The organism is Pseudomonas citronellolis (assembly GCF_029335315.1).
Taxonomy (GTDB): domain Bacteria; phylum Pseudomonadota; class Gammaproteobacteria; order Pseudomonadales; family Pseudomonadaceae; genus Pseudomonas; species Pseudomonas citronellolis_A.
This window is the reverse complement of record NZ_JARJLT010000030.1, coordinates 1-24639: the sequence shown is the minus strand read 5'-3', so window position 1 is coordinate 24639 and position 24639 is coordinate 1. Positions and strand designations below refer to the sequence as shown.

The following is a 24639-nucleotide window of genomic DNA, read 5'->3' as shown; positions in this document are numbered from 1 at the left end:
CGGAACTCCCGCCCCGGTTTCGCCCTCCATGGAATAAGCGCATTTCCGGGAGCCCCCCATGCACACCAGATTGCTCGCCTCCGCCCTGACCCTGGCGTTGCTGCCCATGGCCGGCTCGGCCTGGGCCTTCTGCTCCGACCAGGAAGCCCTGGCCAAGGCCCGCCAGGTCGCCGACAAGGTCGCCGCCATCACCGACCGCGACCCGCAGACGGCCAAGCGCCTGAACCAGCAACTCGCCGCCATGCAGAAGAGCCGCTCGAGCAACGAGCGCCCCGACGATTGCGCGGCCTACGACCAGATGCTCAAGGAGCTGGAGCAGAGCGCCGCCAAGGCCAAGTCCAAGCCCTGAGTCCGTAACAGCCTGTCATCGCCGCGCCAGGCCCGGCGGCAGACGCTCCGGCGTCCGCATGCTAAGGTGGCCGCTGCCTGACGAATGCCCCCGAGGAGCGCAATGCGCACACCCGCTTCACCCCTCCGCCTGTTCCCCTTCTGCCTGACCCTTCTCAGCGCCTGCGTCCTCTCCGCCTGCGCCGACGCCCCTGCGGCGAACGCCCCGGCGAGCGCCGCCAGCGCCCTGCAGAGCCTCGACGGCCAACCGCTGCCAAGCGTCAGCTTCGAGACCTGGCGCGATGGCTTCCGCCAGCAGGCGCTGGCCGGCGGCATCAGCGCGCAGACCTTCGACCAGGCCTTCGCCGGCGTCGAACCCGACCCCGCGGTGATCACCGCCGACCGCAGCCAGCCGGAGTTCACCCGACCGGTCTGGGAGTACCTGGCCGGCGCCGTGTCCCCGGCGCGCATCCGCAACGGCCAGGGCAAGCTCGCGCAGAACTCAGAGCTGCTGCAACGCATCGACAGCCGCTACACGGTCGACGCCGAAGCGGTGGTGGCGATCTGGGGCATGGAAAGCAACTTCGGCAGCAACATGGGCGAGCGCAACGTCATCCGCTCCCTCGCCACCCTGGCCTACGAAGGGCGCCGCCCGGACTTCGCCCAGGCACAGTTGCTCGCCGCCCTGCAGATTCTCCAGCACGGCGACGTGCCGCCGCGCTACATGGTCGGTTCCTGGGCCGGCGCCATGGGCCAGACACAGTTCGTCCCGACTACCTACAACCAGTACGCGGTGGACTTCGACGGCGACGGCCGGCGCGACATCTGGGGTTCCTCCGCCGACGCCCTGGCCTCCACCGCCAACTACCTCCAGGCCTCGGGCTGGAAGCCAGGGCAAAGCTGGGGCTTCGAGGTGCGCCTGAGCCAGGGCTTCGACTACGCCCTGGCCGACATGTCCATCCGCAAGCCGATCAGCGAATGGCTGCGCCTGGGCGTGCAACCGGCCAGCGGCATGCTGCCCAGCAGCCCGCAGGCCAGCGCCACGCTACTGCTGCCGGCCGGCTACCGTGGCCCGGCGTTCCTGGTGCTGGACAACTTCCGCGCCATCCTGCGCTACAACAACTCGACCTCCTACGCCCTGGCCGTGGGCCTGCTGGCCGACAGCTTCAAGGGCCTGGGGCGCATCGAGGCCAGCTGGCCGCTGCAGGACCGCCCGCTCAGCCGCAGCGAACGCATCGCCCTGCAGCAGAACCTGGCCGCCCGCGGTTACCAGCCGGGCAACCCGGACGGCATCATCGGCGCCAACACTCGCACCGCCATCCGCGCCTTCCAGCAGAGCCAGGGGCTGCCCGCCGACGGCTACCCCACCCCGGCGCTGCTGACTCGCCTGCAGCAAGCCGATTGATGCCAGCGGCGGGCCGGCACCACGGCCCGCCCCGGGTTCAGCGCCCCAGCGGCACCTCGCGCTCGCGCAGGGCGCCGTAATCGTCGATCCAGCGGTAGCGCACCCGAGCGCTGGCGGACGCCTGCGCGCCCATGCCCTGCAAGGGAAAGTCGGTGCTGGCGCCGGGCGCGACCATGCCCCCGTCGGCCACCCCGCGACGCCCGCCATCCTGCAGCAGCATCTGGTCCAGCGAGACGTGGTAGGCACTGAGGTTGCTCGCCCGCAACAGCGCCCCGCCGCGCCCATCCGGCAGCAGGCGCCAGGACAGCGACTCGGCCGCACCTGCCGGGCTGCCCGACAACCCCGGCGGCCGGAACAGCAGCTTGATCCGGCTGCGATAGGCCAGTTGCAGGTAATTGCTCTCGCCCGCCTGGGGCTGCGGCGGAATGTCCATGACATTGAGCCAGAACAGCGACTCGCGGTCCTGCGGCAGTACGGCCTGGTGGGTGAACATCACCCGCAGGGCGACGCCCTTGCCCGCGTCCATGCGCAGGATCGGCGGCGTTACTAGGAACGGTGCATCGGCGTTGTCCGGCCGCGACTCCGGATCGCCGCCATCGACCCAGGCCTGGACCAGGCGAGGCACGCGCTCGGGGTTCTGCAACTGCAGCGTGACCTCGCGCTCACCTGCCGGGTAGACCAGCCGCGTGCCACCGAGCACCACGCTGGCCTGGGCCCAGGGCGCGACCAGGGCCAGGGCGAAGGCGAATACAGCGCCTCTCTTCATCGGTCCGCTCGCTTCATTCATAGAACAACGTGAACATCGCCGAGGCGCGCACGGCGCCCCCGGTGATGCCGGTGGAAGTCTTGTAGTACTTGGCCGCCAGAGGAATCGAAACCGGCAGGTTGGTGCCCGAGACGGTAGTCCGGGCCAACTTGGTGGACAGCGGCAGCACCGTGGTGCTGGAGGTGTCTCCCTGGAACAGCTGGATGCCCACGCCGGTCGCGAAACCCGGGCCGACGGCATTGTTCAGGACATTGGTGACACTCGTGCCGCTCACCGGGTCGATCTTGTAGCTGACCTTGAAGTTGCCGCTGCACAGCAGGGCGATGCTGAACCCAACGGCCTTGGCGTTGTTGCTCATCACCCCGGTGCCCGCCGGGAAGTCCGCGAGCGTCACCCTTGGCATGCGCACATGCACGTCGGTGCCCGAGGTGATCTGGCAGGACGGCGCGCTGATGGTGGTCTGCCCAGCCAGGGTCAGCCGCGACACCTCGATGGCGTTGTAGAACACCTGCGACTGGCCGCCGATCTGCACGACGCCGGGGCTGACATCGCCGGTCTTCACCAGGTACGCCCAGAACTGCGTGAAAGGGTCGTAGGTGCCGGCCGAATAACTCCAGTTCAGCGCCGAGACCTCCGACCAGTTGAGGTTGTTGGTGACCCCGGCCGATAGCGGATCGGACACGCAGGAACTCATGCCGACGTTGCACCAGAACACCGCGACGCCGATGCCGGGCACGTTGGTGGCATGCACGGTCGGCTTGCCGGTGGCCTGGCCGATGCCGCTGGCGAGGCGCCCGCTGACGCGGCCGGCCGAGCAGCTATTGAGCTTGCCGGTGGCCGCCCAGGTCCAGCCCGAGCTCCACAGCGGCGCCCCCACCGGCGTGTCCCGGGGAACCGACAGCGCCGCCGGCAGGGTCAGGCTGAGGATGCCCGGGCCGGCATACCCCGAGCCGCCGTTGCCCCACGAGCAGTCGGCCCGCGCCAGCGCCGGGCAAAGCAGCGCCAGGCTCAACGCGACCAGCGCCCCCAGTTGTTTCATTGCCACCTCGCTCGGTTGTCCGTGACCACACCGATACCGCTCGAAACCCATCGACACCAGCCGCTCCCTCCCAGTTTAGCGATACCCTCGCATCGCGCTTGTGGCACCGGCGAGCTCAGCGCCGGGCCACCTCTCGTTTCACACAGAGCGCCTCAGCCTGCAGGAAGGGCGCCGTCGAGTCGGACCTGGCGGCGGGCAACTGATAGTCGGCCTGGCACTCGCGTGCAGCGCCCTCGCCCCAGCGCACCAGGATGCGCCCGCGCTGCGCCTCGCTGCGCAGGAACACCCGGCTCCCCTGACCGACCAGGGTCAGGCTGCCGCCCTTGGCGTCCAGTACCTCGGCGCCAACCGGCAGGGCCTGCCCCTGCTCGTCGCGCAACGTCAGCAGCACGGGTTTGCCGGTCACGGTCGGGTACTTGAGCAACACCACCGAGCCATGCCGCGGCGCCACACTCTGTTCGGTCAGTTGCAGCTCGACCTCTTCGGACATGCCCTTGGGGTCGAGCGCCACGGCGTTGTGACGATAAGGCGTCAGACCGGTGACCACGGCATAGCCATTGCCGCCGACCTTGCCACCATTGCTGTTGAGCACCGCCGCCCCCTCGGCGCCCGCGGCCTCGACCAGGGCCTTGGTCTCGCCCTGGTCCTGGCTGAAGTTCACCCCGCCGCCATGCACCAGCACGCTGCCACTCATGCCGGCGCCGAGCTGGCGGGAGTCCTCGCCATTGCTGACACTGGCCGACAGCGAGGTTTTCGACGCCCGGTACTGCGCGTTGGCGCCGGTGCTGGTGCTGGTCGCACCGTTGCCGCTGCTGCGCGAACCGTGGACGCTGTAGCCGAACTGGCTACGCTCGCCCAGGGAGCCACTGACACCGACCTGGGAGCTCAGGTCGCCATTGCCGCCGCGGCTCACCGAGCTGCTCAGGTAGGGCGCCCGAGGGGAACTGCCCAGCGGTATCGAAACCGTCAGCATGTACTGGGTATCGGACTCGCCGCCCGGCGAACGGGTACGCCCGGCCGACAGGTTGAAACTGCCCCAGTTGAAGCTGTTGGAATAGCCGGCCTGGAAACTGCTGTCGCCACTCTTGCCGGTGTTCCAGTAGTTCTGTGTCGAGCCGCTGAGATAGAAACTGCCCAGGCTGTCGCCGAGGGGCTGGTTGATGTTCGCCTGGACCCGGCTGCGCTGGCGGAAGGCTCGTGAGCCATGGCTGTCGTCCAGCGCCTGGACGTAGTCGCCGAAGCCGAGGTAGCCGTCGCTGGAGAAGCGGTAGCCGGCCACGACGAAGTTGGTTCGGGTGGATTCCAGCAGCTTGCTGTAGCTGATCCGGTAGCTCTGGCCGCTGGAGGCGCCGGCGAGCTCCTGCGTCTCGGGCAGCCCCTTGGCCCGGGAATGGGTGACGTCGAAGGCGAAGGCGCCCACCGAGGTGCTCAGCGCCAGCCCGCCCTGCACGGCCAGGTAGTTCTCCGCCACTATGCTGCCGCCGTAGCCGGTCCAGAGGTTGGACATGCCGCGCTGGTAGGTGCCCTGGACGAAGTGCGGCTGGCTGGAAAGCTGCTCGTCGCGGTACCGGCCCGCCACCACGTTGTAGCGCGAGGTACCGGGGCGCAGCAATTGAGCGACGTTGGCGAAGGGCACGGTAAAGCTCTTCACCCGCCCGTCGGACTCGCTGACGGTGACCTCGAGGTCGCCGGCGTAGCCGGTGCCATGCAGATCGTCGATGACGAAAGGTCCCGGCGCCACCGTGGTTTCGTAGAGCAGGTTGCCGGCCTGGCGCACCGTGACCCGCGCATTGGTCTCCGCCGTGCCGCGGATCGCCGGGGCGAAGCCACGCTGCGAATCGGGCAGCATGCGCTCGTCGGAAGCGAGCTGGACGCCGGTGTAGGGCACACTGTCGAACAGGTCCGACGGGGTGTAGTACTCGCCCAGGGTCAGCTGCGATTTCAAGGCGGTAACGTCGCGCTGGGCGTAGCTGCTGATCGCGTCGTACTGGCTGGTGGCGGGGCCGCCATCGCCGCTGCTGCGGCTGTAGCTGCCGTTGTGGCGCAGGCGCCAGTCACCCAGGTTCAGGCCGCCGTTGAAGCCGGCGTAGTACTGGTTGCGCACGTTGCCAGCGACGTCGGTGCGGAAGGCGTTGGTGTTGTAGTCGACGAAACCGGCGGTGATGCCGCGATCCCAGTCCTGCGGGTCTACGTAGCCGCGCTCGGCCCTGCTCAGGTAGGCCTGGGGGATGCTCAGGTCGGCGCGCAGTTCGGCGAGGTCGAAGTCCACCCTGGCTTCGGGCACCAGCTTGTCCAGTTCGACGCAGTCGGCGTCTTCCAGCAGGCGCTTGGCAGCCTTCGGGTCCGGCAACTTCCCGGTGTTCAGGCCCAGCCCGGCGAGCTGGCTGCGCTTGAAGCAGTAGCGCGGCGCGGCGCCCTGGGTCTCGGCGCGAACGCTGAGCTCCTGGCGGCCGACCCAGTTCCGGTTGACGTACACGTCGACCCGGTAGCTGCCGGAAGCCGGCGGATTGCCCTGCTCGAAACGCGACAGGTCGACCGGCTTGCCATCGGCGCCGCGCAGGAAATCCTGGTTGAACTGCGCGTAGCCTTCCGACTCACCTTCGGCCGCTTCGGCGATGGCGCCGAACAGCACGCCGAAGCCGGCGAATACGGCGTACCCGATGAACGGCAAACCCCGGCTAGAACCCACAGCAGCGCCCAGCATCACCTTCTCGCCCTCTTCACGTCAGGAACCCGCCACCCACGCCATGCGCTCGCGGCTCAATGCACGGCGGCCCGTTGCTCCGCGCCCACGCCGTAGTCGCTCATCCAGCGGTAATGCAACTGGCCACCGGAGGCTTTGCCGGCAAGGCCCCTGAGGGGGAAGTCATGGCTCGAGAAGGGCGCGATCATGCCCTGGCCGGCGTCGTAGCGGCGGCCACCCTGCTCCAGGCTCAGGGCGCTATAGGAAACGTGATATGGGCTGGCGTTCTTGCCGCGCAGGGCGTAGCCGCCGGCCACCGCCACCACTTGCCAGTCCACCTGCTTGACGGCGCTGGGGAGATCGCCCGCCAGGCCTGCCGGGCGATAGAAAAGCTTCAGCCGCGTACGCACCGCCACCTGCATGAAGCTGCGCCCGTCGGCCTTGGGCAGCGGCGGGATTTCCAGGGCGTTGAGCCAGAACAGCGACTCGCGATCCTTCGGCAGCGCGGCGCCGGTGAAGGTCAGGCGCACGCTCTGCGACTTGTTCGGGTCGATACGAAAGATCGGCGGGGTGAGCAGGAAAGGCGCATCGGCGTCCTGCGGCTGGCTCTGGATGTCGCCACGGTCGACCCAGACCTGCATGAGCGAAGGCGTACGGCCTTCATTGTTCAGCTTGACCGTGACTTCGCGCTCGCCGGCCGGGTAGATCACCCGCGTACCATCGATAGTGACGCCGGCCTGGACCAACGGCGAACACAGGGCAGTGAACGCGCCGGCCAGCAGCCAGGCGTGGAAGGGAAGTTTCATGGCGGACCTCGGTGGGTATCCCGGGGTCGCCCCCGGGAAGGACACAGGGGAGTTACTGGTAGCTCATGGTGTACTGGATCGAGGTGCGCAGCTGGCCAGCGGTGGTGTCGGCGTTCTTCGCCACGTACTTGGCGACGAAATCCAGCACCACGTTGTTGCTGCCATCGGCGACGGCGGTATAGGAGGCCGAGTCGCCGAAGTTGGCCAGGTTGATCCGGGTGCTGCCATCCTGCTGGAAGATGCCGATCTGCGCGTCGGTGCCGCCGGCGACGGTGTTCATCAGGTTGCCGGTGGCCGGGTCGACGTTGTTGCCGGTGGCGAAGACCGCCGCGGCAACGGCGCCGGCATCGCAGCCGGTAGCGCGCAGGCTGAAGGGCTGGGCGGCGGCGACGCTGCCGGCGCCGGCGAAGTCGCTGGTGGTCACCGACGGCAGCACCACGGTCTGGTTGGCGGACGCGGCGTCGAGGGTGCAGGTCTTGGCGCTGACGACGCCTTCGAAGGTCAGGGTGCCATCGGCGGCGAAAGCGCCGGCCGAGGCGCCGAGGGTGGCCAGTGAGAGGGTGGCGACAAACAGGTTGGTTTTCATCGAATGGCTCCGTAATCGGCTTTCAGTGCGTCTGGTCCCCCTCGCGGATGCGGAAAACTCGGATGGGGCGAGACCAGAAAGCACTCCTTTGATCCGGAAACTTCGCGCCTCGCATCGAGGCATCTTCCGGGTTTTTCGTCGACTGCTGCCGACCCTGAGAAGTCTGACAAACGCGCCCTCCGCCGCCCCTAGGGCAACTTCCAGCCGTCTTACGGAAAATTCTGAAACGAGAAAAATAGGGAGCACCTCAAAGACAACCCGGCGCTCTCTGGCAGGAGGGCACAGGGGACGCGACGAGCGAAGGCGGGCTCGCCTCACTCGTAGTACAGGGTGAAGGTCGCCGACGTGCTGAAGGCCCCCGGCGAAACCATGCTTCCCACCTGGTAGTAACGAACGGCCATGGGCAGGCGCAGAGCCCCGCCGACAGTGAACATGCTCATCAGTACGGGAGTGAACGTCGGCATGACCTGCGGCCTGCCGCCCACATCCCGATAGAGCCGCACGCCGACGTTCGTCGCCATTCCCGGCGCCGACCGGTTGGCCAATACGTCGGGGATGCTGCTGGGGTACAAGGGATCGATGCGCAGGCTCAGGCGAATGCCCGGGTCGCAGTTCAGGCGGAAATCGAAAGGCCGCCCCAGCCACTCGTCCGGCAACTCGCCGATGTTCTGGAAGGCGTCCGCCGGCACCGGCGGCAGGCGCACCACCTGGGCGCTGCTGGCGGGGTCGAGGCGGCAGCCCCGGGCCGCGACCTCGACCACACCCTGGACACTCAGGCGCGCCACTTCCAGGCCGTCGTAGCGGATCCGCGCCGTGCCACTGAAGGCGTGCAAGCCCGTGGCGACCTGCCCGGTCTTGACCAGTCGCACCCACCAACTGTTGCGCAGATGATAGGCGGTGGCGTTGACAGACCAGTTGAGCGCGGGCACCGGGGTCACGTTGTTGTAGTCGGGGTTGCAGTTCTGCTGGTTGCACCAGAACACCTGGATGCCGACGCCCGGCACCGTAGTGGCGAACACCGAGCCGTTGTTGTGCCCGGGTACGCCCGTCAGCACGCCGCCGAAATCCCCCTCCAGCACCCCGGCGACCTTGCCGTTGCTGTTGCAGCGGATGTTCACCCCCGTGGCCGGGCGCCAGGTGCTGCTGAACAGCTCGGTTCCCGCCGGAGCATCCCTGGCGGCGCTCAGCGACTGGTCCAGGGAAATACTGAACTGCGACGTCATGTAGCCGCCGTCGAAGGAGCAGGCCGCCCAGGCGGAAGGTGCCGCGAGCCAACACGCCAGCAACCAGAGGTGGCGCAATGCGCGCAATTTCATCGTGTTTTCCTCAGGACAGTCATCGGGTCACCTGGCTTTGGCACACCGCGCGCAGGTGGAACAGCGGCTGCTGTTCCGCCTCTTTCGGCGGCACCCGGTAGGCCACCCGGCACTGGCGATCGGGCCCCTCGCCCCAGCGCACCAGCAACTCGCCCTCGCTCCGCTCGGCGCGCAGGAACACCCGGCTCCCCTGCCCTACCAGGGTCAGGCTGACGCCGGCGTCGCCGTCCAGCACTTCGGCGCCCACCGGAAGGCGGCCGCCCTGTTCATCGCGCAGCTCGAGCAGCAGGGGCCGGCCGCTGCGGGTCGGGTAACGCAGCAGCACCACCGAACCGAAGCGCGGCACCACCTGCTGCTCGCTCACTTCCAGTTCGACGTCCTGGCCAAGGCCACGCGGATCGAGCGCCACACGGTTGCGCCGGTAGGGCGTCAGGCCGGCGGCGAAGGCATAGCCGTTGGCGCCGATCGCCGCCCCCGGGTTGTTCTCCAGGGCCGCACCGCTAGCCCCCTTGGCCTCGACCAGGACCTTGGTCTCGCCCTGGTCCGGGCTCAGGTTCAGCCCACCGCGATGGGCCAACAGGCTGCCGCTCAGGCCCAGGCCGAGCTGACGGTAGTCGTCGCCATCGCTGACGTTGGCCGAGACGCTGGCCAGGCGGCTGCGATACTGCACATTGGCACCGCTGTTGCCGCTACTGCGCCCGTCCTGGCGATTACGCGAGCTGTACAGGCTGTAGTTCAGCGCGTTGCGCTCGCCGAGCGAACCGGACAGGCCCAACTGCAGGTCCTGGCTGCCGTCGCTGCCGCGCCCCACCGAACTGCTCAGGTAGGGCGCGCGCGGCGCCCGGCCAAGCGGCATGGACAGACTCAGCAGGTAGCGCGTCTGGTTGTCGCCACCGGCGTCGCGGGTGCGACTGGCCGACAGGTTCAGGCTGACCCAGCGCCAGCTGTTGCTGTAGCCGGCCTGGTAGCTCATGTCGCCGCCGACGTCGCGGTTCCAGTAGTTCTGCGCCGAGCCGCTGAGGTAGAAGCTGCCGCGATTGCCGCCCAGCGACTGGCTGAGGTTGACCTGCACCCGGTTGCGCTGCCGGTAGCGCCAGGCGCCACCGTTGCCGTCGAGCATCCCGGCGAAATCGGCGAAACCCAGGTAGCCTTCACTGGAAAAGCGGTAGGCGGCCACCGCGAGGTTGGTCCTGGTGGGCTCCAGCAGCTTGCTGTAGCTGAGCCGGTAGCTCTGCCCGCTGGCGCTGCGGCCCAGCCCCTCGCGGGGTTCCAGGCCGTTGGCGCGCGACTGGGTGATGTCCAGGGCGACGGCGCCGAAGCGGCTGCTGGTGGCCGCGCCAACCTGCACGGCAAGGTAGTTTTCGGCGATGAAACTACCGGTGTAACCGGTCCAGCGGTCGGACAACCCGCGCTGGTAGGTGGCCTGGGCGAACTGCGGGGTGCGCGCCAGGCGCTGGTCGCGGTACTCGCCGGCGGTGACGCTGTAGCGCGACACGCCGGGACGCAGCAGCTGCGCCACACTGGCGAAGGGCACGGTGAAGCGCTGTTCGCGGCCATCGGCCTCGCTGACGGTGACCTCCAGGTCGCCGGCGTAGCCGGCGCCGTAGAGCTCATCGATGACGAAGGGCCCCGGCGCCACGCTGGTCTCGTAGAGGATATTGCCGCCCTGGCGCACCGTGACCCGCGCGTTGCTCTGCGCCACGCCGCGGATGGCCGGGGCGAAGCCGCGCTGCGAGTCCGGCAGCATGCGCTCGTCCGAGGCCAGCTGGACGCCGCTGTAGGGCACGCTGTCGAACAGGTCGGCGGGGGTGTAGTACTCGCCCAGGGTCAGCTGGGACTTGAGGCCGGTGAGGTCGCGCTGGAGGTAGCTGCTGACCGCGTTGTAGTCCGAGTCGCCGTCGGGGTCGCGGCTGTAGCTGCCATTGTGGCGCAGGCGCCAGTCGCCCAGGTTCACCCCGCCGTTGAGCCCGGCGTAGTACTGGGTGCGACTGTTGCCGCCGGTTTCGCTGCGGTAGGCATTGGCGTTGTAGTCGATGAAGGCCGCCGACACTCCGCGATCCCACTCGCTCGGCGGCACGTAGCCCGTGTCGCCGCGCGCCAGGTAGGCCTGGGGAACGCTCAGGTCGGCGCGCAGGTCCGCCAGGTCGAAATCGGCGTGGCTCTGCGGCACCAGGCGGGTGAGTTGTACGCAACTGCCGTCGGCCATCGCCAGCGCGGTGCTGGCGTTGTCCGGCAGGCGTTCGACGGCGATCCCCAGGCCGTCCAGCTGTTCGCGGCGAAAACAGTAGGCCGGGCCGGGACGGACTTCGACGGCCTGGCGGCCGAGCCAGCGCCGGTTGACGTAGAGATCGAGGGTGTAGTGCCCCGGGTCCACCGCATTGCCACGCTCGAAGCGACTGATGTCCACTGGCTGCGTGGCGTCGTTGCGCAGGAAGTCGGTGTCGAAGCGCACCGCGGCCACCTGGTCCGCCGCGACGGCGCCGCTGACCATGCTCGCCAACAGCGGCGGCAACATCCCGGAGCGGCTGATCGTCAGTGGCCGCCAACCGCCGCCCTGCCTGCGCGCCACTTGCCGTGTGGCGTCGGCCCCGGATCTTGCGCGCCGGTTCATGGTAATTGCACGTGTTCGTCAGTGGCCGCGCCGAAGTCGCTGATCCAGCGGAAACTCAGGCGCGCGGGACCACGACGGACCCTGCTCGACAGGTCGAAGTCGCGCTGGGCGAAGGGGGCGATCATCTGCGCTCGCAACTCATGGTCACGGCCGCCCTGGCTCAGCCGCAGAGCACTGAGGGAGACGTGATAAGGCGTCGGATTGACGACCCGCAGGTGACGCAGCCCTCCTTCGTCGACCAGGCCCCAGCGCAACTGCGTCGCGGCGCTGGCCGCCGCGCCCGGAAGGCCGGCGGGCCGGTAGAACAGCTTGAGGCGCGAACGCACGGCGACCTGCAGGTAGCTGCGCTCGGCCAGCGCCGGCATCGGCGGGATTTCCAGGGCGTTGAACCAGAACAGCGTCTCGCGATCACCCGGCAGTTTCTCGCCAACGAAGGCCAGGCGCACGGTCTGCCCCTTGCGCGGGTCGAGGCGGAAGATCGGCGGCGTGCTGACGAAGGGCGCGTCGGCGTCCTGCGCCTGTACCTTTGGGTCGCCGCGATCGACCCAGATCTGCATCAGCGCCGGCTGCTCGCCATCGTTGCTGAAACGCACGCTGATTTCACGCTCGCCGGCCGGGTAGACCAGGCGCGTCCCCATGATGGTGACGGCGGCTTTGGCCGGCGCCACCAGGCTGGCGGCAATGGCGAGCCCGGCCACCAGGCGTACGACGGCTCGTGGGGAGTGGCACATGGGAACCTCGAGGGAATACCCCGGGGGTGGGCCCCCGGGGACGGACGGGTTACTGGTAGCTCATCGTGTACTGCAGCTGGGTCCGCAGCTGGCCCGGCTTCACCGTGGCGGTCTTCGCCGCATAGCGGGCGATGAAGGCCAGCGAAGCATCGCCATTGGCGTCGGTGGTGGCGGTGTACTCGGCGGAGCTGCCATAGCTGGCCAGGTCGATCTTCGCGTCGGTATCGGCGCGGAACAGGGCGATCTGCGCGTCGGTGCCGTCGGCGATGGCGTTGTTGAGGTTGCCGTTGGTGGGGTCGACGCTGCCGCCGGTGGCGAACAGCGCCGCGACCACCGCGTCGGTGTCGCAACCGGACACCTTCAGGGTGAAGGGCTGTGAGCCGGCATAGGTACCAACCCCGGTGAAATCGGTGGTGTTCACCCCGCTCAGGCTGATGGTCTGGTTCGAGGTGGCCGGGTCGAGGGTGCAGGTCCTGGCGTTGATCACGCCTTCGAAGGTCAGGGTGCCGTCGGCGGCCTGCGCGCTGGCGCACAGTCCCAGGCCGGCCGCGCAGGCCAAGGCTGCCGCAAGTGTCTTGTTCATCGAGAAAACTCCATGCTGTGAAAGAAATTCGCCGCGACCGAGCGCGATTGCGCGGCCGCCGGCCGACATGCATCGGCCCGTGCGAATAGTCGAACAAACATGGAAATGGTTAAAAGGTGAACGATCCCCCTGAAATGTAGGAAGCATCCCTAGATTTATTTTGATGACTAACCAATCTTCCGGTTTGTCTCTCCGTCACAGATATCGATGACCATCTATGGCAGCGTTGCCTGTTGGCCACTCCGCGGGAAAACCGCTGCAGCGGGTATCGGGCGCCCCCTCGCACTGGGAGGCGAATTGATTTCAATTGAAACGATTCGACGGCGGCGCCAGCCGTGCGCCCCTGAAAAGTCCGGGCGCGCGGGAACCTGCCCGGCACGGCAAGCCGGCGGGGTAAAGAGGCAACGGGAAGGGAAACGCAGGGATGGAGCGACGACCGGCGCCAGGACGGCGCCGGTCGCATGGCGGGGATCAGCCGATCTTGCCGCCGTGGGCCTGCTGGTCGGCGTGGTACGAGGAACGCACCAGCGGGCCGGACGCCACGTTCTTGAAGCCCAGCTTGGCGCCTTCCTCGGCGAACCAGGCGAAGGTGTCCGGGTGGACGAAGCGCTGCACCGGCAGGTGGTTGCGCGAGGGCTGCAGGTACTGGCCGAGGGTCAGCATGTCGATGTCGTGCTCGCGCATGCGCTGCATGACTTCGATGACTTCCTCGTCGGTCTCGCCCAGGCCGAGCATCAGGCCGGACTTGGTCGGCACGTGCGGAACCAGTTGCTTGAACTTCTGCAGCAGGTCCAGCGACCACTCGAAGTCCGAGCCGGGGCGCGAGGACTTGTACAGCCGCGGCACGGTTTCCAGGTTGTGGTTGAACACGTCCGGCGGCTCGTTGGCGGTGATTTCCAGCGCGATGTCCATGCGCCCGCGGTAGTCCGGAACCAGGGTTTCCAGCTGCACGCCGGGGGACAGCTTGCGAATCTCGCGCAGGCAGTCGGCGAAGTGCTGGGCGCCGCCGTCGCGCAGGTCGTCGCGGTCCACCGAGGTGATCACCACGTACTTCAGGCGCAGGTCGGCGATGGCGATGGCCAGGTTGGTCGGCTCGTCGACGTCCAGCGGTTTCGGCCGGCCGTGGCCGACGTCGCAGAACGGGCAGCGGCGGGTGCAGATGTCGCCCATGATCATGAAGGTCGCGGTGCCACCGGAGAAGCACTCGCCCAGGTTCGGGCAGGAAGCCTCTTCGCAGACGCTGTGCAGCTTGTGCTTGCGCAGCAGTTGCTTGATGCGGTCGACCTCGGGCGAGACCGGGATGCGCACGCGGATCCAGTCGGGTTTCTTCGGCAATTCCTCGGTGGGAATGATCTTCACCGGGATGCGTGCCACCTTCTCGGCGCCACGCAGTTTCACGCCGACTTCCACCTTGCCCGGCTTGCCTTGGCCCGGGGTCTCCACAACAGTGCTCATCTCAGTTCGATCCCGCCCGTTAGGGTCTTCTGTTCAGCGTAGCCAAGTCGCTCGGTGAGTTCGCCGCGCAGGCGTTCGCGCACCTCGGCCAGGGTGATGGGGCCGGCCAGCTCGCGCAGCTGGGTCATGGCCATGCCTGCGTAGCCGCAGGGATTGATACGACGGAAGGGCTCCAGGTCCATGTCGACGTTCAGCGCCAAGCCATGGAAGGACCGGCCGTTGCGGATGCGCAGGCCGAGCGAGGCGATCTTCGCGCCGTCCACATAGACGCCCGGGGCGTCGGGTTTGGACACAGCGCTGACGCCGAAGCCTTCGAGCAGGCCGATCAGGCTCTGCTCGATGCGGCTGACCAGTTCGCGCACGCCCAGGTGCGAGCGGCGCACGTCGAGCAGCAGGTAGGCCACCAGTTGGCCGGGGCCGTGGTAGGTGACCTGGCCGCCGCGGTCCACCTGGACCACCGGAATGTCGCCGGGCATCAGTACATGCTCGGCCTTGCCGGCCTGGCCCTGGGTGAACACCCGCTCGTGCTCCAGCAGCCAGACTTCGTCGGGCGTGGCTTCGTCGCGCTCGCGGGTGAAGCGCTGCATCGCGTGCCAGGTCGGCTCGTAGGGCAGCACGCCGAGTTCGCGGAAGCCCAGGGCTGCGGCAGCGGCCTCGGGCATCAGAGCACCATGTGCACGCGGCCGCTGGCGCGCAGGTCGCTGTGGATGTTCTGCAGCTGGTCGACGCCGGTGGCGGTGATCAGCACCTGCACCGAGAGGAAGCGACCGTTGCGGCTGTCGCGGGTCACCAGGGTGGTGACGTCGAAATCGGGCGCGTGGCGCTGGATGATCTCCACGACCAGGTCGGCGAAACCGTCGCCGGCGTCGCCGATCACCTTGATCGGGTAGCGTTCGCAGGGGAACTCGATCTTCGGCGCGGGTGGAGTTGCGGTATCAGTGGTTTCAGTCATGGCTGTCGCGGGCGGATAGCCCGCCTCCGTACGAAGCTCCCGGGTCGGGAGGTTCCGGATGGATCGGACCTGTCGGCTGCCGACGCCACGGCGGCGTGTCGATCAGTCGCAGGCGCGCATTTTACCTGAGGATTGCGCGCCCTTGGGCGGGAATTCCCGGGCTTGTATACAAAAGTACGAGCCCGGGAACCGTCGGTCAGTTGAACAGGCCGTAGAAGAACAGGCGGATGCTATCCCACAGGCGACGGAAGATACCACCTTCCTCCACGCCGTTGAGGGCCACCAGGTCGGAGGTGCGCACCACCTTGTCACCCAGTTTCACTTCCACCTTGCCGATGACCTGGCCCTGCTGGATCGGCGCCATCAGTTGCGGTTGCAGCACCATGTTGGCCTGCAGCTGCTTCAGCTGGCCGCGCGGCACGGTCATGGTCAGGTCTTCGGACAGGCCGGCCTTCACTTCATGCTCGGCGCCCTTCCAGACCAGGGCCTTGGTCAGCTCGGCGCCCTTCTTGTAGAAGGTCTGCGATTCGAAGAAGCGGAAGCCGTAGGTCAGCAGCTTCTGGGTCTCGGCGGCGCGGGCCTGCTCGCTGTTGGTGCCGAACACCACGGCGATCATGCGCTGGCCGTCGCGCACGGCGGAGGCCACCAGGCAGTAGCCGGCTTCGTCGGTGTGGCCGGTCTTCAGGCCGTCGACGGTCTTGTCACGCCACAGCAGCAGGTTGCGGTTGGGCTGCTTGATGTTGTTCCAGAGGAACTCTTTCTGCGCGTAGATCGCGTAGTGGGTCGGCTCGCCGTAGATGATCGCGCGGGCCAGCAGCGCCATGTCGTGGGCCGAGGAGTAGTGCTCCGGGTTCGGCAGGCCGGTGGCGTCCATGAAGTGGGAGTTGCTCATGCCCAGCTTCTGCGCGGTGGTGTTCATCATGTCGGCGAAGGCGTCTTCGCTGCCGGCGATGTGCTCGGCCAGGGCCACCGAGGCGTCGTTGCCGGACTGGATGATGATGCCGTGCAGCAGGTCGCTGACGGTCACCTGCGAGCCGAGCTTGATGAACATCCGCGAACCGCCGGTGCGCCAGGCGTGCTCGCTGACGGTGACCAGGTCCTCTTCCTTGATGCGGCCGCCTTCGATCTCCTTGGTGGCGATGTAGGCGGTCATCAGCTTGGTCAGGCTGGCCGGTGGCAGGCGCTCGTCGGCGTTGTTCTCCACCAGTACCTGGCCGCTGGCGCCGTCCATCAGCACCCAGGCCTTGGCGGCCAGTTGCGGCGCGGCAGGAACAACGGACTCGGCGGCCCAGCTGGCCACGGGGGCGCTGAGCAACACGAGCATGGACAGGCGTTTTGCAATGGTGGTGATGTTCATCCGTCTCTCTGGGTTTCGCTAATGGTCAAACAATCCCTTGGGGGAATTCCTTTGGCGGCATCTGCCGTGCCGCTGCTCGGGCGCCGCGGTGTCAGTCCGGGCGCACCAGTTTGGGTTGGCCCAGGTTGGCCAGGCGGATGCTGTCCTGCATCCGCGACGCTTCATCCTGCGTTCCGATCGGCCCCAGGCGCACCCGGTGCAACGTCTGTTTGTTGACCACGACCGAGCTGATAAAGACCTGGGCCGAGGTCATGCCGCTGATCTTGTCCCGGAGCAGTTCCGCAGCGTCCGGGTTGGCGAAGGCAGCCACCTGGAGATACAGGCCAGCGACTGGTAACGAAGCGTTTTTTTTTGAGTCGACCTGCACCGGCGCCACGGGCGCGGCGTGCTGCGCCGGCGGCGGGGTGTAGACCTCGATCGGCTGGGCGCTGGCCACCGCCTGCGGTTGCGCCTGGGCGCTGGCCACCGGGGCCGGCTGCAGCGGCGCCATCTTCGGCTGCGCCAGTACCATCGGCACCGGGCGGCCCTGGGCGGCCCACCAGCGTACCGGGTCGATGCCCTCGACCTTGACCCGCGCGGTGCCGGTCTCGGCGTAGCCGAGCTTCTTGGCGGCGGCGAAGGACAGGTCGATGACCCGGTCGGAGTAGAACGGACCGCGGTCGTTGACCCGCACGATCACGCTCTTGCCGTTGTCCAGGTTGGTCACCCGCACGTAGCTGGGCAGCGGCAGCGTCTTGTGCGCCGCGGTCATGCCGTACAGGTCGTACATCTCGCCGTTGGCGGTGGCCTGGCCGTGGAACTTGGTGCCGTACCAGGACGCCGTGCCGGTGACGGCGTAAGTGCGCGCGTCGTTCAGCGGGTAATAGGTCTTGCCCAGCACCGTGTAGGGGTTGTTCTTGATCGGCCCGTTGTGCGGCATCGGCACCGCGTCGGGGATGCGCGACACGTCGACGTCCCACCAGGGCGCGCCGTCGCGGTGCGGGCGGCTGTAGTCGATCGGCCCGGACATGCCGCCGGACGCCGCCGGTTGCGGCGCGCGGGAGCTGGTGCAGCTGGCGAGCAGGACGGCGCCGAGGCCGACGCAGACGGCCGCCGACCAGAGGCCGGGACGCTTCAGTCGCTGATTCACTGGACACCTCGCGCGCGGACGATTTCGCCGGCCAGCTGGTGGACCGCCATGGCGTACATGGCGCTGCGGTTGTAGCGGGTGATCACGTAGAAGTTCGGCAGGCCGACCCAGTATTCGGGGCCCTCGGCGCCGTCGAAGCGGATGGCGGTGACCTTGAGGTCGTCGCGCAGCACGTCATGGGTGCGCCAGCCCTGGGCGCGCAGCTGGCCGAGGGTCAGTTGCGGCTCCAGGCCCTGGGTGACCGCGTCCTGGGCGCTGTCGACGCTCAGCTCGGCTTGCGAGGTGACCGGCTCGCCGGCTTGCCAGCCGTGCTGCTTGAAGTAGCTGGCGACACTGCCGATGGCGTCGGTCGGGTCGTTCCAGATGTTGATGTGGCCGTCGCCGTCGAAGTCCACCGCGTAGGCGCGGAAACTGCTCGGCATGAACTGCGGCAGGCCCATGGCGCCGGCGTAGGAACCGTTCAGGCCGAGCGGGTCGACCTGCTGTTCGCGGGCCAGCAGGAGGAACTGCTTGAGCTCCTTGCGGAAGAAGTCGGCGCGCGGCGGGTAGTCGAAGGCCAGGGTGGACAGCGCGTCCATCACCCGGTAGTTGCCGGTGTTGCGGCCGAAGAAGGTCTCGACGCCGATGATCGCCACGATGTACTGGGCGGGCACGCCGTACTGCTGCTCGGCGCGGGCCAGGGCCTCGGCGTTCTGGTTCCAGAATTCCACGCCGCGCTTGATGCGCGCGTCGGTGAGGAAGATCGGGCGGTAGTCCTTCCACGGCTTGACCCGCTCGGCGGGCCGCGAGATGGCATCGAGGATCGACTGCTTGCGCTCGACATCGTGGAACAGCGAGACCAGCTGTTCATCGGCGAAGCCATAGTCGCGGGTCATCTCGCCGACGAACTGGGTGACCTGCGGCGAACCGTCATAGTCGCCCGCCTGGGCGCCGCCGCCGAAGCCGATGGCCCCCGCCAGCCCCACCCAATGGACACCCCTGACTGCCCACTCACGCAGTATCTGCATTCCTTTCTTCACTCTGGTCTCAACGCTTGTTCTTCAAACCTGGGCGATCCATTTCCGGTGCGTATGAATCGACATCAAAACCCCGAACCCTGACATCAGCGTGACCAGCGAAGTTCCGCCGTAGCTGATGAAAGGAAGCGGTACCCCCACGACCGGCAGCAATCCGCTGACCATACCAATGTTGACGAAGACGTACACGAAAAAGGTCATGGTGATGCTGCCGGCCAGCAGCTTGCCGTACAGCGTCTGCGCCTGCGCCGTGATCACCAGGCCGCGGTAGATCACCATCAGGTACAGGGCCAGCAGCAGGCACACACCCACCAGCCCGAACTCTTCGCCGAGCACGGCAATGATAAAGTCCGTATGGCTTTCCGGCAAAAAATCCAGGTGCGACTGGGTGCCCAGCAGCCAACCTTTGCCGAACACCCCGCCGGAACCGATGGCCGCTTTTGACTGGATGATATTCCACCCGGTGCCCAGCGGGTCGCTTTCAGGGTCGAGGAAAGTCAATACACGTTGTTTCTGATAGTCGTGCATGACGAAGTACCACATGCCCACCGCCACCGGCACCGCCGCCGTCACCGCGCCGAGAATCCAGCGCCACTGCAGGCCGCCGACGAACAGCACGAAGGCGCCGGAGGCGAGCACCAGCATGGCGGTGCCGAGGTCCGGCTGCTTGAGGATCAGCACGAAGGGCACGCCGATCAGCGCCAGGCTGATGATCAGGTGCTTGAGGTTCGGTGGCAGGTTGCGCTTGGACAGGTACCAGGCCAGGGTCATGGGCATGAACAGCTTCATGAACTCGGCGGGCTGGAAGCGGATCACCCCGGGGATGTTGATCCAGCGCGTGGCGCCCATGGCGTTGTGGCCCATGACGTCCACCACCACCAGCAGCAGCACCCCGATCAGGTAGCCCAGCGGCACCCAGCGGGCCAGGAAGCGCGGCTCGATCTGGGCGATGACGAACATCATCACCAGGCCCAGGCCGAAGGACGAGGCCTGCTTGAGCAGCAGGTCCCAGCTCTTGCCGCTGGCCGAATAGAGGACGAACAGGCCGGCCGCGCCGAGGATCAGCAACAGCAGCAGCAACAGGCCGTCGATGTGCAGGCGCTGCAGCAGGCTGGCGCGCCGCTTCATCACGTCCTCGTTGGACAGCGTGCGGTCGAAATTGGGGTTCATGTTCATGCTCATGGCTTCGGCGCCTCGGCCACCTGTGGAGCGTACTCGGGCTTGAGCTTGCCGTTCTCGTCGAGCAGCCAGGCGTCCATGACCTGCTTGAGCACGGGTGCGGCGACGCCGGAACCGGACTCGCCGTTCTCGACCATCACCGAAATGGCGATCTGCGGGTTGTCCGCCGGGGCGAAGCCGACGAACAGGGCGTGGTCGCGGTTGCGCTCGTTGAGCTTGGAACGGTCGTACTTCTCGTTCTGCTTGATCGCGACCACCTGCGCGGTACCGGACTTGCCGGCGATGCGATAGACCGAGGCGGCGCCGACCTTGTGCGCGGTACCGCGGGCATTGTGCACCACCTGCTGCATGTCCGAGTCGATCATTTCCCAGTTGCCCGGCTCGCGCAGGTCGATGTCCGGCATCGGTTCCGGGTCCACCGGCTTCTGGCCGTCGATGGTGCGCGCCAGGTGCGGGCGGATCCACTTGCCGTGGTTGGCGATCAGCGCGGTCATCTGCGCCAACTGCAGCGGCGTGGCCTGCATGTAGCCCTGGCCGATGCCGAGGATCAGCGTCTCGCCGGGGAACCAGACCTGGCGCCGGGTGGCGCGCTTCCACTCGCGCGACGGCATCAGGCCCGGCGCCTCGCCGTACATGTCCAGCGACACGCGCTGGCCGAAGCCGAAGCGGCTCATGTAGTCGTGCAGGCGGTCGATGCCGAGCTTGTGGGCGAGGTCGTAGAAGTAGGTGTCGTTGGAACGCATGATCGCGGTTTCCAGGTTCACCCAGCCCTCGCCGGAATGGTTCCAGTTGCGGTACTTGTGGTCGTAGTTGGGCAACTGGTAGTAACCGGGGTCGAATACCCGCGAACTCGGGGTCGTGGCCCCGGCATCGAGGCCGGCGATGGCCACCGCCGGCTTCACCGTCGAGCCCGGCGGGTACAGCCCGCGCAGCACGCGGTTGTACAGCGGACGGTCGAGGGAGTCGCGCAGCGCCGAGTAGTCCTTGAAGCTGATCCCGGTGACGAACAGGTTGGGGTCGTAGCTCGGCTGGCTGACCATCGCCAGCACCTCGCCGGTGCTCGGCTGGATCGCCACGATGGCGCCACGACGGCCGCCCAGGGCTTCCTCGGCCTTGGCCTGCAGCTTGCTGTCGATGCTCAGCACGATGTCCTTGCCGGGAATCGGGTCGGTGCGCTTGAGCACGCGCAGCACGCGGCCACGGGCGTTGGTCTCGACTTCCTCGTAGCCCACGGTGCCGTGCAGGTCGGCCTCGTAGAACTTCTCCACGCCGGTCTTGCCGATGTGGTGGGTGCCGGCGTAGTTGACCGGGTCGAGGACCTTCAGCTCGGGTTCGTTGATCCGCCCGACGTAGCCCACCGAATGGGCGAAGTGCTCGCCCAGCGGGTAATGGCGGACGAACTGCGCGGTGACGTCGATGCCCGGCAGGCGGTACTGGTTCACGGCGATGCGGGCGATCTGCTCCTCGGACAGCTCGAACATGATCGGCACCGGCTCGAACGGCCGCCGGCCCTGCTTCATGCGCTTCTCGAAGATCGCCTTGTCCTCCTCGGTCAGGCCGAGGATATCCACCAGCGCGTCCATTTCCTGCTTGAGGTTTTCGGTGCGCTCGCGGGTCACCGTGAGGCTGAAGCTGGGCCGGTTGTCGGCGATCAGCACGCCGTTGCGGTCGTAGATCAGGCCGCGGTTCGGCGGAATCGGCTGGACGTGGACGCGGTTGTTCTCCGACAGCGTCGAGTGGTACTCGTACTGGGTGACCTGCAGGTGGTACATGCGCGCCACCAGCACCAGGGCCAGGAGAAACACCGCCACCGCGCCGACGATGACCCGGCGGCGCACCAGGCGCGCATCCTTCTCGTGGTCTTTGAGTTGAATCGGCTGCGGCATCGGGTACGGCTACGCCTACTTGTGGTATGGGTGCCCGGACAGCACGGTCCAGGCCCGGTAGATCTGCTCACCCACGAGGATGCGCACCAGCGGGTGCGGCAGGGTCAGCGGCGACAGCGACCAGCGCTGTTCGCTGCGCGCGCAGACCTCCGGCGCCAACCCTTCCGGGCCGCCGACCATGAGGTTCACGGTGCGCGCGTCGAGGCGCCAGCGATCGAGTTCGGCCGCCAGCTGCGGGGTGCTCCAGGGCTTGCCTTCGACCTCCAGGGTCACCACCCGTTCACCGGGCTGGACCTTGGCTAGCATGGCCTCGCCTTCCTGGCGGATCAGCCGCGCCACGTCGGCGTTCTTGCCGCGCGTGTTCAACGGGATTTCCACCAGTTCCAGGGACAGCTCGGAGGGCAGGCGCTTGACGTACTCCTGCCAGCCTTCCTCGACCCAGCGCGGCATGCGCGAGCCGACCGCGATCAGACGCAGGCGCAACGCCGCTTACTCGCCGCCGTGCTCGCCGCCGTGCTGGGCGCGGCTCTGCTCGGCGCCACGCCACAGGCGCTCCAGGTCGTAGAACTGGCGGGTGGCCGGCTGCATGACGTGGACCACGACGTTGGCGAGGTCGATCAGGACCCACTCGCCGCCTTCCTGGCCTTCGCTGCCGATCGGCTTGACGCCCTGTTCCTTGACCTTTTCCAGGACGTTGTCGGCCAGCGACTTGACCTGACGGCTGGAGGCGCCGGTGGCGATGACCATGACATCGGTGATGCTGGTCTTGTCGCGCACGTCGAGGACGGTGATGTCCTGCGCTTTCATATCTTCAAGAGCGGCGATGGCCAGCTCGACCAGTTGTTCGGTTTGCATGAATGACTCTCTAGTTTGCCAGGGGCGCGCGGTACAGTCCGTGCGCCTCGATGTAGTTCAATACCGCGTCCGGCACCAGGAAGCGCGGCGAGCGCCCCTGCGCCAGGAGGGCGCGGATCTGCGTGGCCGACACCGCGAGCGGGGTCTGCCAGACGAAAGTGACCTGCCCGCCGGCGCCGCACAGGGCGTTGGGATCGGCCACGTTGCGCGCTGCGAGCAGGTCGCGCAGGTCTTCCGGGGCCTCCATGTCGGCGTCCGGACGCTGCAGTACCACCAGGTGGCAGTGCCGCAGCAGTTCTTCCCAGCGGTGCCAGGTGGGCAGGCCGCAGAACGCGTCCCAACCCAGCATCAGGAACAGCGGGTCTTCGTCCCCCAGTTCCGCGCGCAGCGATTCCAGGGTGTCGATGGTGTACGACGGCTTGTCCCGCGCCAGTTCGCGCGCATCCACCCGTAGCGGCTCGACCCCGGCCACGGCCAGTTCGACCATCGCCAGGCGCTGCTGCGCGGACACCTGCGGCGTCTCGCGGTGCGGCGGACGCGCCGCCGGCAACAGGCGCAGCTCGTCCAGCCGCAGCAGCTCGGCGGTCTCCAGCGCGCTGCGCAGGTGACCGATGTGCACCGGATCGAAGGTGCCGCCGAAGAGGCCGATCCGCCGCGGGGGTCGTTTGCTCATCAGGTGCGCACGTGCCCGTCGCCGAATACCACGTACTTCTCGCTGGTCAGGCCTTCCAGGCCGACCGGGCCGCGGGCGTGCAGCTTGTCGGTGGAGATGCCGATCTCCGCGCCCAGGCCGTATTCGAAGCCATCGGCGAAGCGCGTCGAGGCGTTGACCATGACCGAGGCGGAATCCACTTCGGCGAGGAAGCGCCGGGCGTTGCTGAAGTTCTCGCTGACGATGGCGTCGGTGTGCTGCGAGCCGTAGGTGTTGATGTGCTCGATGGCGCTGTCCAGGCCGTCGACGATGCGGATCGACAGGATCGGCGCGTTGTACTCGGTGCGCCAGTCTTCCTCGGTGGCTTCCAGCACGTCGGCGCCCAGCAGCGCGCGGGTGGCGGCGTCGCCGCGCAGCTCCACGCCCTTGTCGCGGTAGATCGCGGCCAGCGGCGGCAGTACGCGCTCGGCGATGGCGGCGTGCACCAGCAGGGTTTCCATGGTGTTGCACGGCGCGTAGCGCTGGGTCTTGGCGTTGTCGGCGATGCGGATGGCCTTGTCGAGGTCGGCCGACTCGTCGATGAATACGTGGCAGATGCCGTCCAGGTGCTTGATCACCGGCACCTTGGCGTCGCGGCTGATGCGCTCGATCAGGCCCTTGCCGCCGCGCGGAACGATCACGTCGACGTATTCGGGCATGCTGATCAGCGCGCCGACGGCGGCGCGGTCGGTGGTTTCCACCACCTGCACGGCGGCCGCCGGCAGGCCGGCCTGGGCCAGGCCGTGCTGGATGCACCTGGCGATCGCCTGGTTCGAGTGGATGGCTTCGGAGCCGCCGCGCAGGATGGTCGCGTTGCCCGACTTCAGGCACAGGCTGGCGGCGTCGATGGTCACGTTCGGCCGCGACTCGTAGATGATCCCGACCACGCCCAGCGGCACGCGCATCTTGCCGATCTGGATGCCCGAGGGGACGAAGCGCATGTCGCGGATCTCGCCGATCGGGTCCGGCAGCTTGGCCACCTGGCGCAGGCCCTCGATCATGTCGTCGATGCGCGCCGGGTTCAGCGCCAGGCGGTCGAGCATGGCTGGCTCGAGGCCATTGGCGCGGCCGGCGGCCAGGTCCTGCTCGTTGGCGTGGGCGAGCTGCTCGCGGGCAGCGTCCAGGGCGTCGGCGGCGGCCAGCAGGGCGGCATTCTTCTGCGCGGTGGAGGCGCGCGCGAGGACGCGCGAGGCTTCACGGGCGGCGCGGCCCAGGCGGCTCATGTAATCGAGGACGGACTCGGTCATGGTTCTTACGCGTCTGCGT

Annotated in this window: 23 protein-coding genes; 2 read left to right on the top strand and 21 right to left on the bottom strand. The window is 67.8% G+C overall.

Annotated elements, in window-relative coordinates:
• The first annotated feature begins 58 nt into the window (after positions 1 to 58).
• Positions 59 to 349, top strand: coding sequence for a hypothetical protein (locus P3W75_RS02370; RefSeq protein ID WP_276225766.1), 291 nt, complete (start codon positions 59 to 61; stop codon positions 347 to 349).
• A 102-nt stretch (positions 350 to 451) separates the two neighbouring features.
• Positions 452 to 1732: a lytic murein transglycosylase gene (locus tag P3W75_RS02365; RefSeq protein WP_276225765.1), complete on the top strand. Its 1281-nt coding sequence runs from the start codon at positions 452 to 454 to the stop codon at positions 1730 to 1732.
• Positions 1733 to 1769: 37 nt separating this feature from the next.
• On the opposite strand, the gene P3W75_RS02360 is transcribed toward P3W75_RS02365, so the two are convergent.
• The 21 genes from P3W75_RS02360 to P3W75_RS02260 form a co-directional block, all read right to left on the bottom strand.
• Positions 1770 to 2498: a fimbrial biogenesis chaperone gene (locus P3W75_RS02360; RefSeq protein WP_276225764.1), complete on the bottom strand. Its 729-nt coding sequence runs from the start codon at positions 2496 to 2498 to the stop codon at positions 1770 to 1772.
• A gap of 13 nt (positions 2499 to 2511) precedes the next feature.
• Complete coding sequence (locus tag P3W75_RS02355) at positions 2512 to 3537, bottom strand: fimbrial protein (RefSeq protein ID WP_276225763.1); 1026 nt, start codon at positions 3535 to 3537, stop codon at positions 2512 to 2514.
• 115 nt (positions 3538 to 3652) lie between these two features.
• Complete coding sequence (locus tag P3W75_RS02350; protein WP_276225762.1) at positions 3653 to 6208, bottom strand: fimbria/pilus outer membrane usher protein; 2556 nt, start codon at positions 6206 to 6208, stop codon at positions 3653 to 3655.
• A gap of 89 nt (positions 6209 to 6297) precedes the next feature.
• Positions 6298 to 7026, bottom strand: a complete 729-nt coding sequence (locus P3W75_RS02345) for a fimbrial biogenesis chaperone (protein ID WP_276225761.1) — start codon at positions 7024 to 7026, stop codon at positions 6298 to 6300.
• Positions 7027 to 7078: 52 nt separating this feature from the next.
• Positions 7079 to 7612, bottom strand: coding sequence for a fimbrial protein (locus tag P3W75_RS02340; RefSeq protein ID WP_276225760.1), 534 nt, complete (start codon positions 7610 to 7612; stop codon positions 7079 to 7081).
• 314 nt (positions 7613 to 7926) lie between these two features.
• Positions 7927 to 8928, bottom strand: a complete 1002-nt coding sequence (locus tag P3W75_RS02335; protein WP_276225759.1) for a fimbrial protein — start codon at positions 8926 to 8928, stop codon at positions 7927 to 7929.
• Positions 8929 to 8947: 19 nt separating this feature from the next.
• Complete coding sequence (locus tag P3W75_RS02330) at positions 8948 to 11443, bottom strand: fimbria/pilus outer membrane usher protein (protein WP_276225758.1); 2496 nt, start codon at positions 11441 to 11443, stop codon at positions 8948 to 8950.
• Between the two features lie 92 nt (positions 11444 to 11535).
• A complete protein-coding gene (locus P3W75_RS02325; RefSeq protein WP_276225757.1) occupies positions 11536 to 12270 on the bottom strand; it encodes a fimbrial biogenesis chaperone in 735 nt (244 codons plus the stop codon).
• 49 nt (positions 12271 to 12319) lie between these two features.
• The gene (locus P3W75_RS02320) at positions 12320 to 12853 is read right to left on the bottom strand and encodes a fimbrial protein (protein WP_276225756.1); all 534 of its coding nucleotides are present in this window, start codon (positions 12851 to 12853) and stop codon (positions 12320 to 12322) included.
• Positions 12854 to 13324: 471 nt separating this feature from the next.
• Positions 13325 to 14308 carry a lipoyl synthase gene (lipA, locus tag P3W75_RS02315; RefSeq protein WP_276225755.1) on the bottom strand — a complete coding sequence of 328 codons (984 nt, stop codon included), beginning with the start codon at positions 14306 to 14308 and terminating at the stop codon, positions 13325 to 13327.
• Complete coding sequence (gene lipB, locus P3W75_RS02310) at positions 14305 to 14970, bottom strand: lipoyl(octanoyl) transferase LipB (protein WP_276225754.1); 666 nt, start codon at positions 14968 to 14970, stop codon at positions 14305 to 14307. The genes lipA and lipB overlap by 4 nt, the downstream gene beginning before the upstream one ends.
• Entirely contained in the window at positions 14970 to 15260 is a 291-nt protein-coding gene (locus tag P3W75_RS02305) for a DUF493 domain-containing protein (RefSeq protein ID WP_276225753.1), read from the bottom strand. The genes lipB and P3W75_RS02305 overlap by 1 nt, the downstream gene beginning before the upstream one ends.
• Before the next feature lie 196 nt (positions 15261 to 15456).
• A complete protein-coding gene (locus P3W75_RS02300) occupies positions 15457 to 16617 on the bottom strand; it encodes a D-alanyl-D-alanine carboxypeptidase family protein (protein WP_276225752.1) in 1161 nt (386 codons plus the stop codon).
• A 91-nt stretch (positions 16618 to 16708) separates the two neighbouring features.
• On the bottom strand, positions 16709 to 17734 hold the full coding sequence (locus tag P3W75_RS02295) for a septal ring lytic transglycosylase RlpA family protein (protein WP_430765329.1): 1026 nt from the start codon (positions 17732 to 17734) through the stop codon (positions 16709 to 16711).
• A gap of 8 nt (positions 17735 to 17742) precedes the next feature.
• Positions 17743 to 18765, bottom strand: coding sequence for a lytic murein transglycosylase B (mltB, locus tag P3W75_RS02290; protein WP_276225750.1), 1023 nt, complete (start codon positions 18763 to 18765; stop codon positions 17743 to 17745).
• Between the two features lie 21 nt (positions 18766 to 18786).
• On the bottom strand, positions 18787 to 19890 hold the full coding sequence (rodA, locus tag P3W75_RS02285; RefSeq protein WP_276225767.1) for a rod shape-determining protein RodA: 1104 nt from the start codon (positions 19888 to 19890) through the stop codon (positions 18787 to 18789).
• Between the two features lie 50 nt (positions 19891 to 19940).
• Positions 19941 to 21827, bottom strand: coding sequence for a penicillin-binding protein 2 (gene mrdA / locus P3W75_RS02280; RefSeq protein WP_276225749.1), 1887 nt, complete (start codon positions 21825 to 21827; stop codon positions 19941 to 19943).
• 15 nt (positions 21828 to 21842) lie between these two features.
• Positions 21843 to 22310, bottom strand: a complete 468-nt coding sequence (gene rlmH, locus P3W75_RS02275; protein ID WP_009617293.1) for a 23S rRNA (pseudouridine(1915)-N(3))-methyltransferase RlmH — start codon at positions 22308 to 22310, stop codon at positions 21843 to 21845.
• Positions 22311 to 22316: 6 nt separating this feature from the next.
• Positions 22317 to 22682, bottom strand: coding sequence for a ribosome silencing factor (rsfS, locus tag P3W75_RS02270; RefSeq protein WP_276225748.1), 366 nt, complete (start codon positions 22680 to 22682; stop codon positions 22317 to 22319).
• Positions 22683 to 22692: 10 nt separating this feature from the next.
• Positions 22693 to 23355, bottom strand: coding sequence for a nicotinate-nucleotide adenylyltransferase (gene nadD / locus P3W75_RS02265; protein WP_276225747.1), 663 nt, complete (start codon positions 23353 to 23355; stop codon positions 22693 to 22695).
• A complete protein-coding gene (locus tag P3W75_RS02260) occupies positions 23355 to 24620 on the bottom strand; it encodes a glutamate-5-semialdehyde dehydrogenase (RefSeq protein WP_276225746.1) in 1266 nt (421 codons plus the stop codon). Before P3W75_RS02260 ends, nadD begins: the two co-directional genes overlap by 1 nt.
• Positions 24621 to 24639 lie beyond the last annotated feature (19 nt).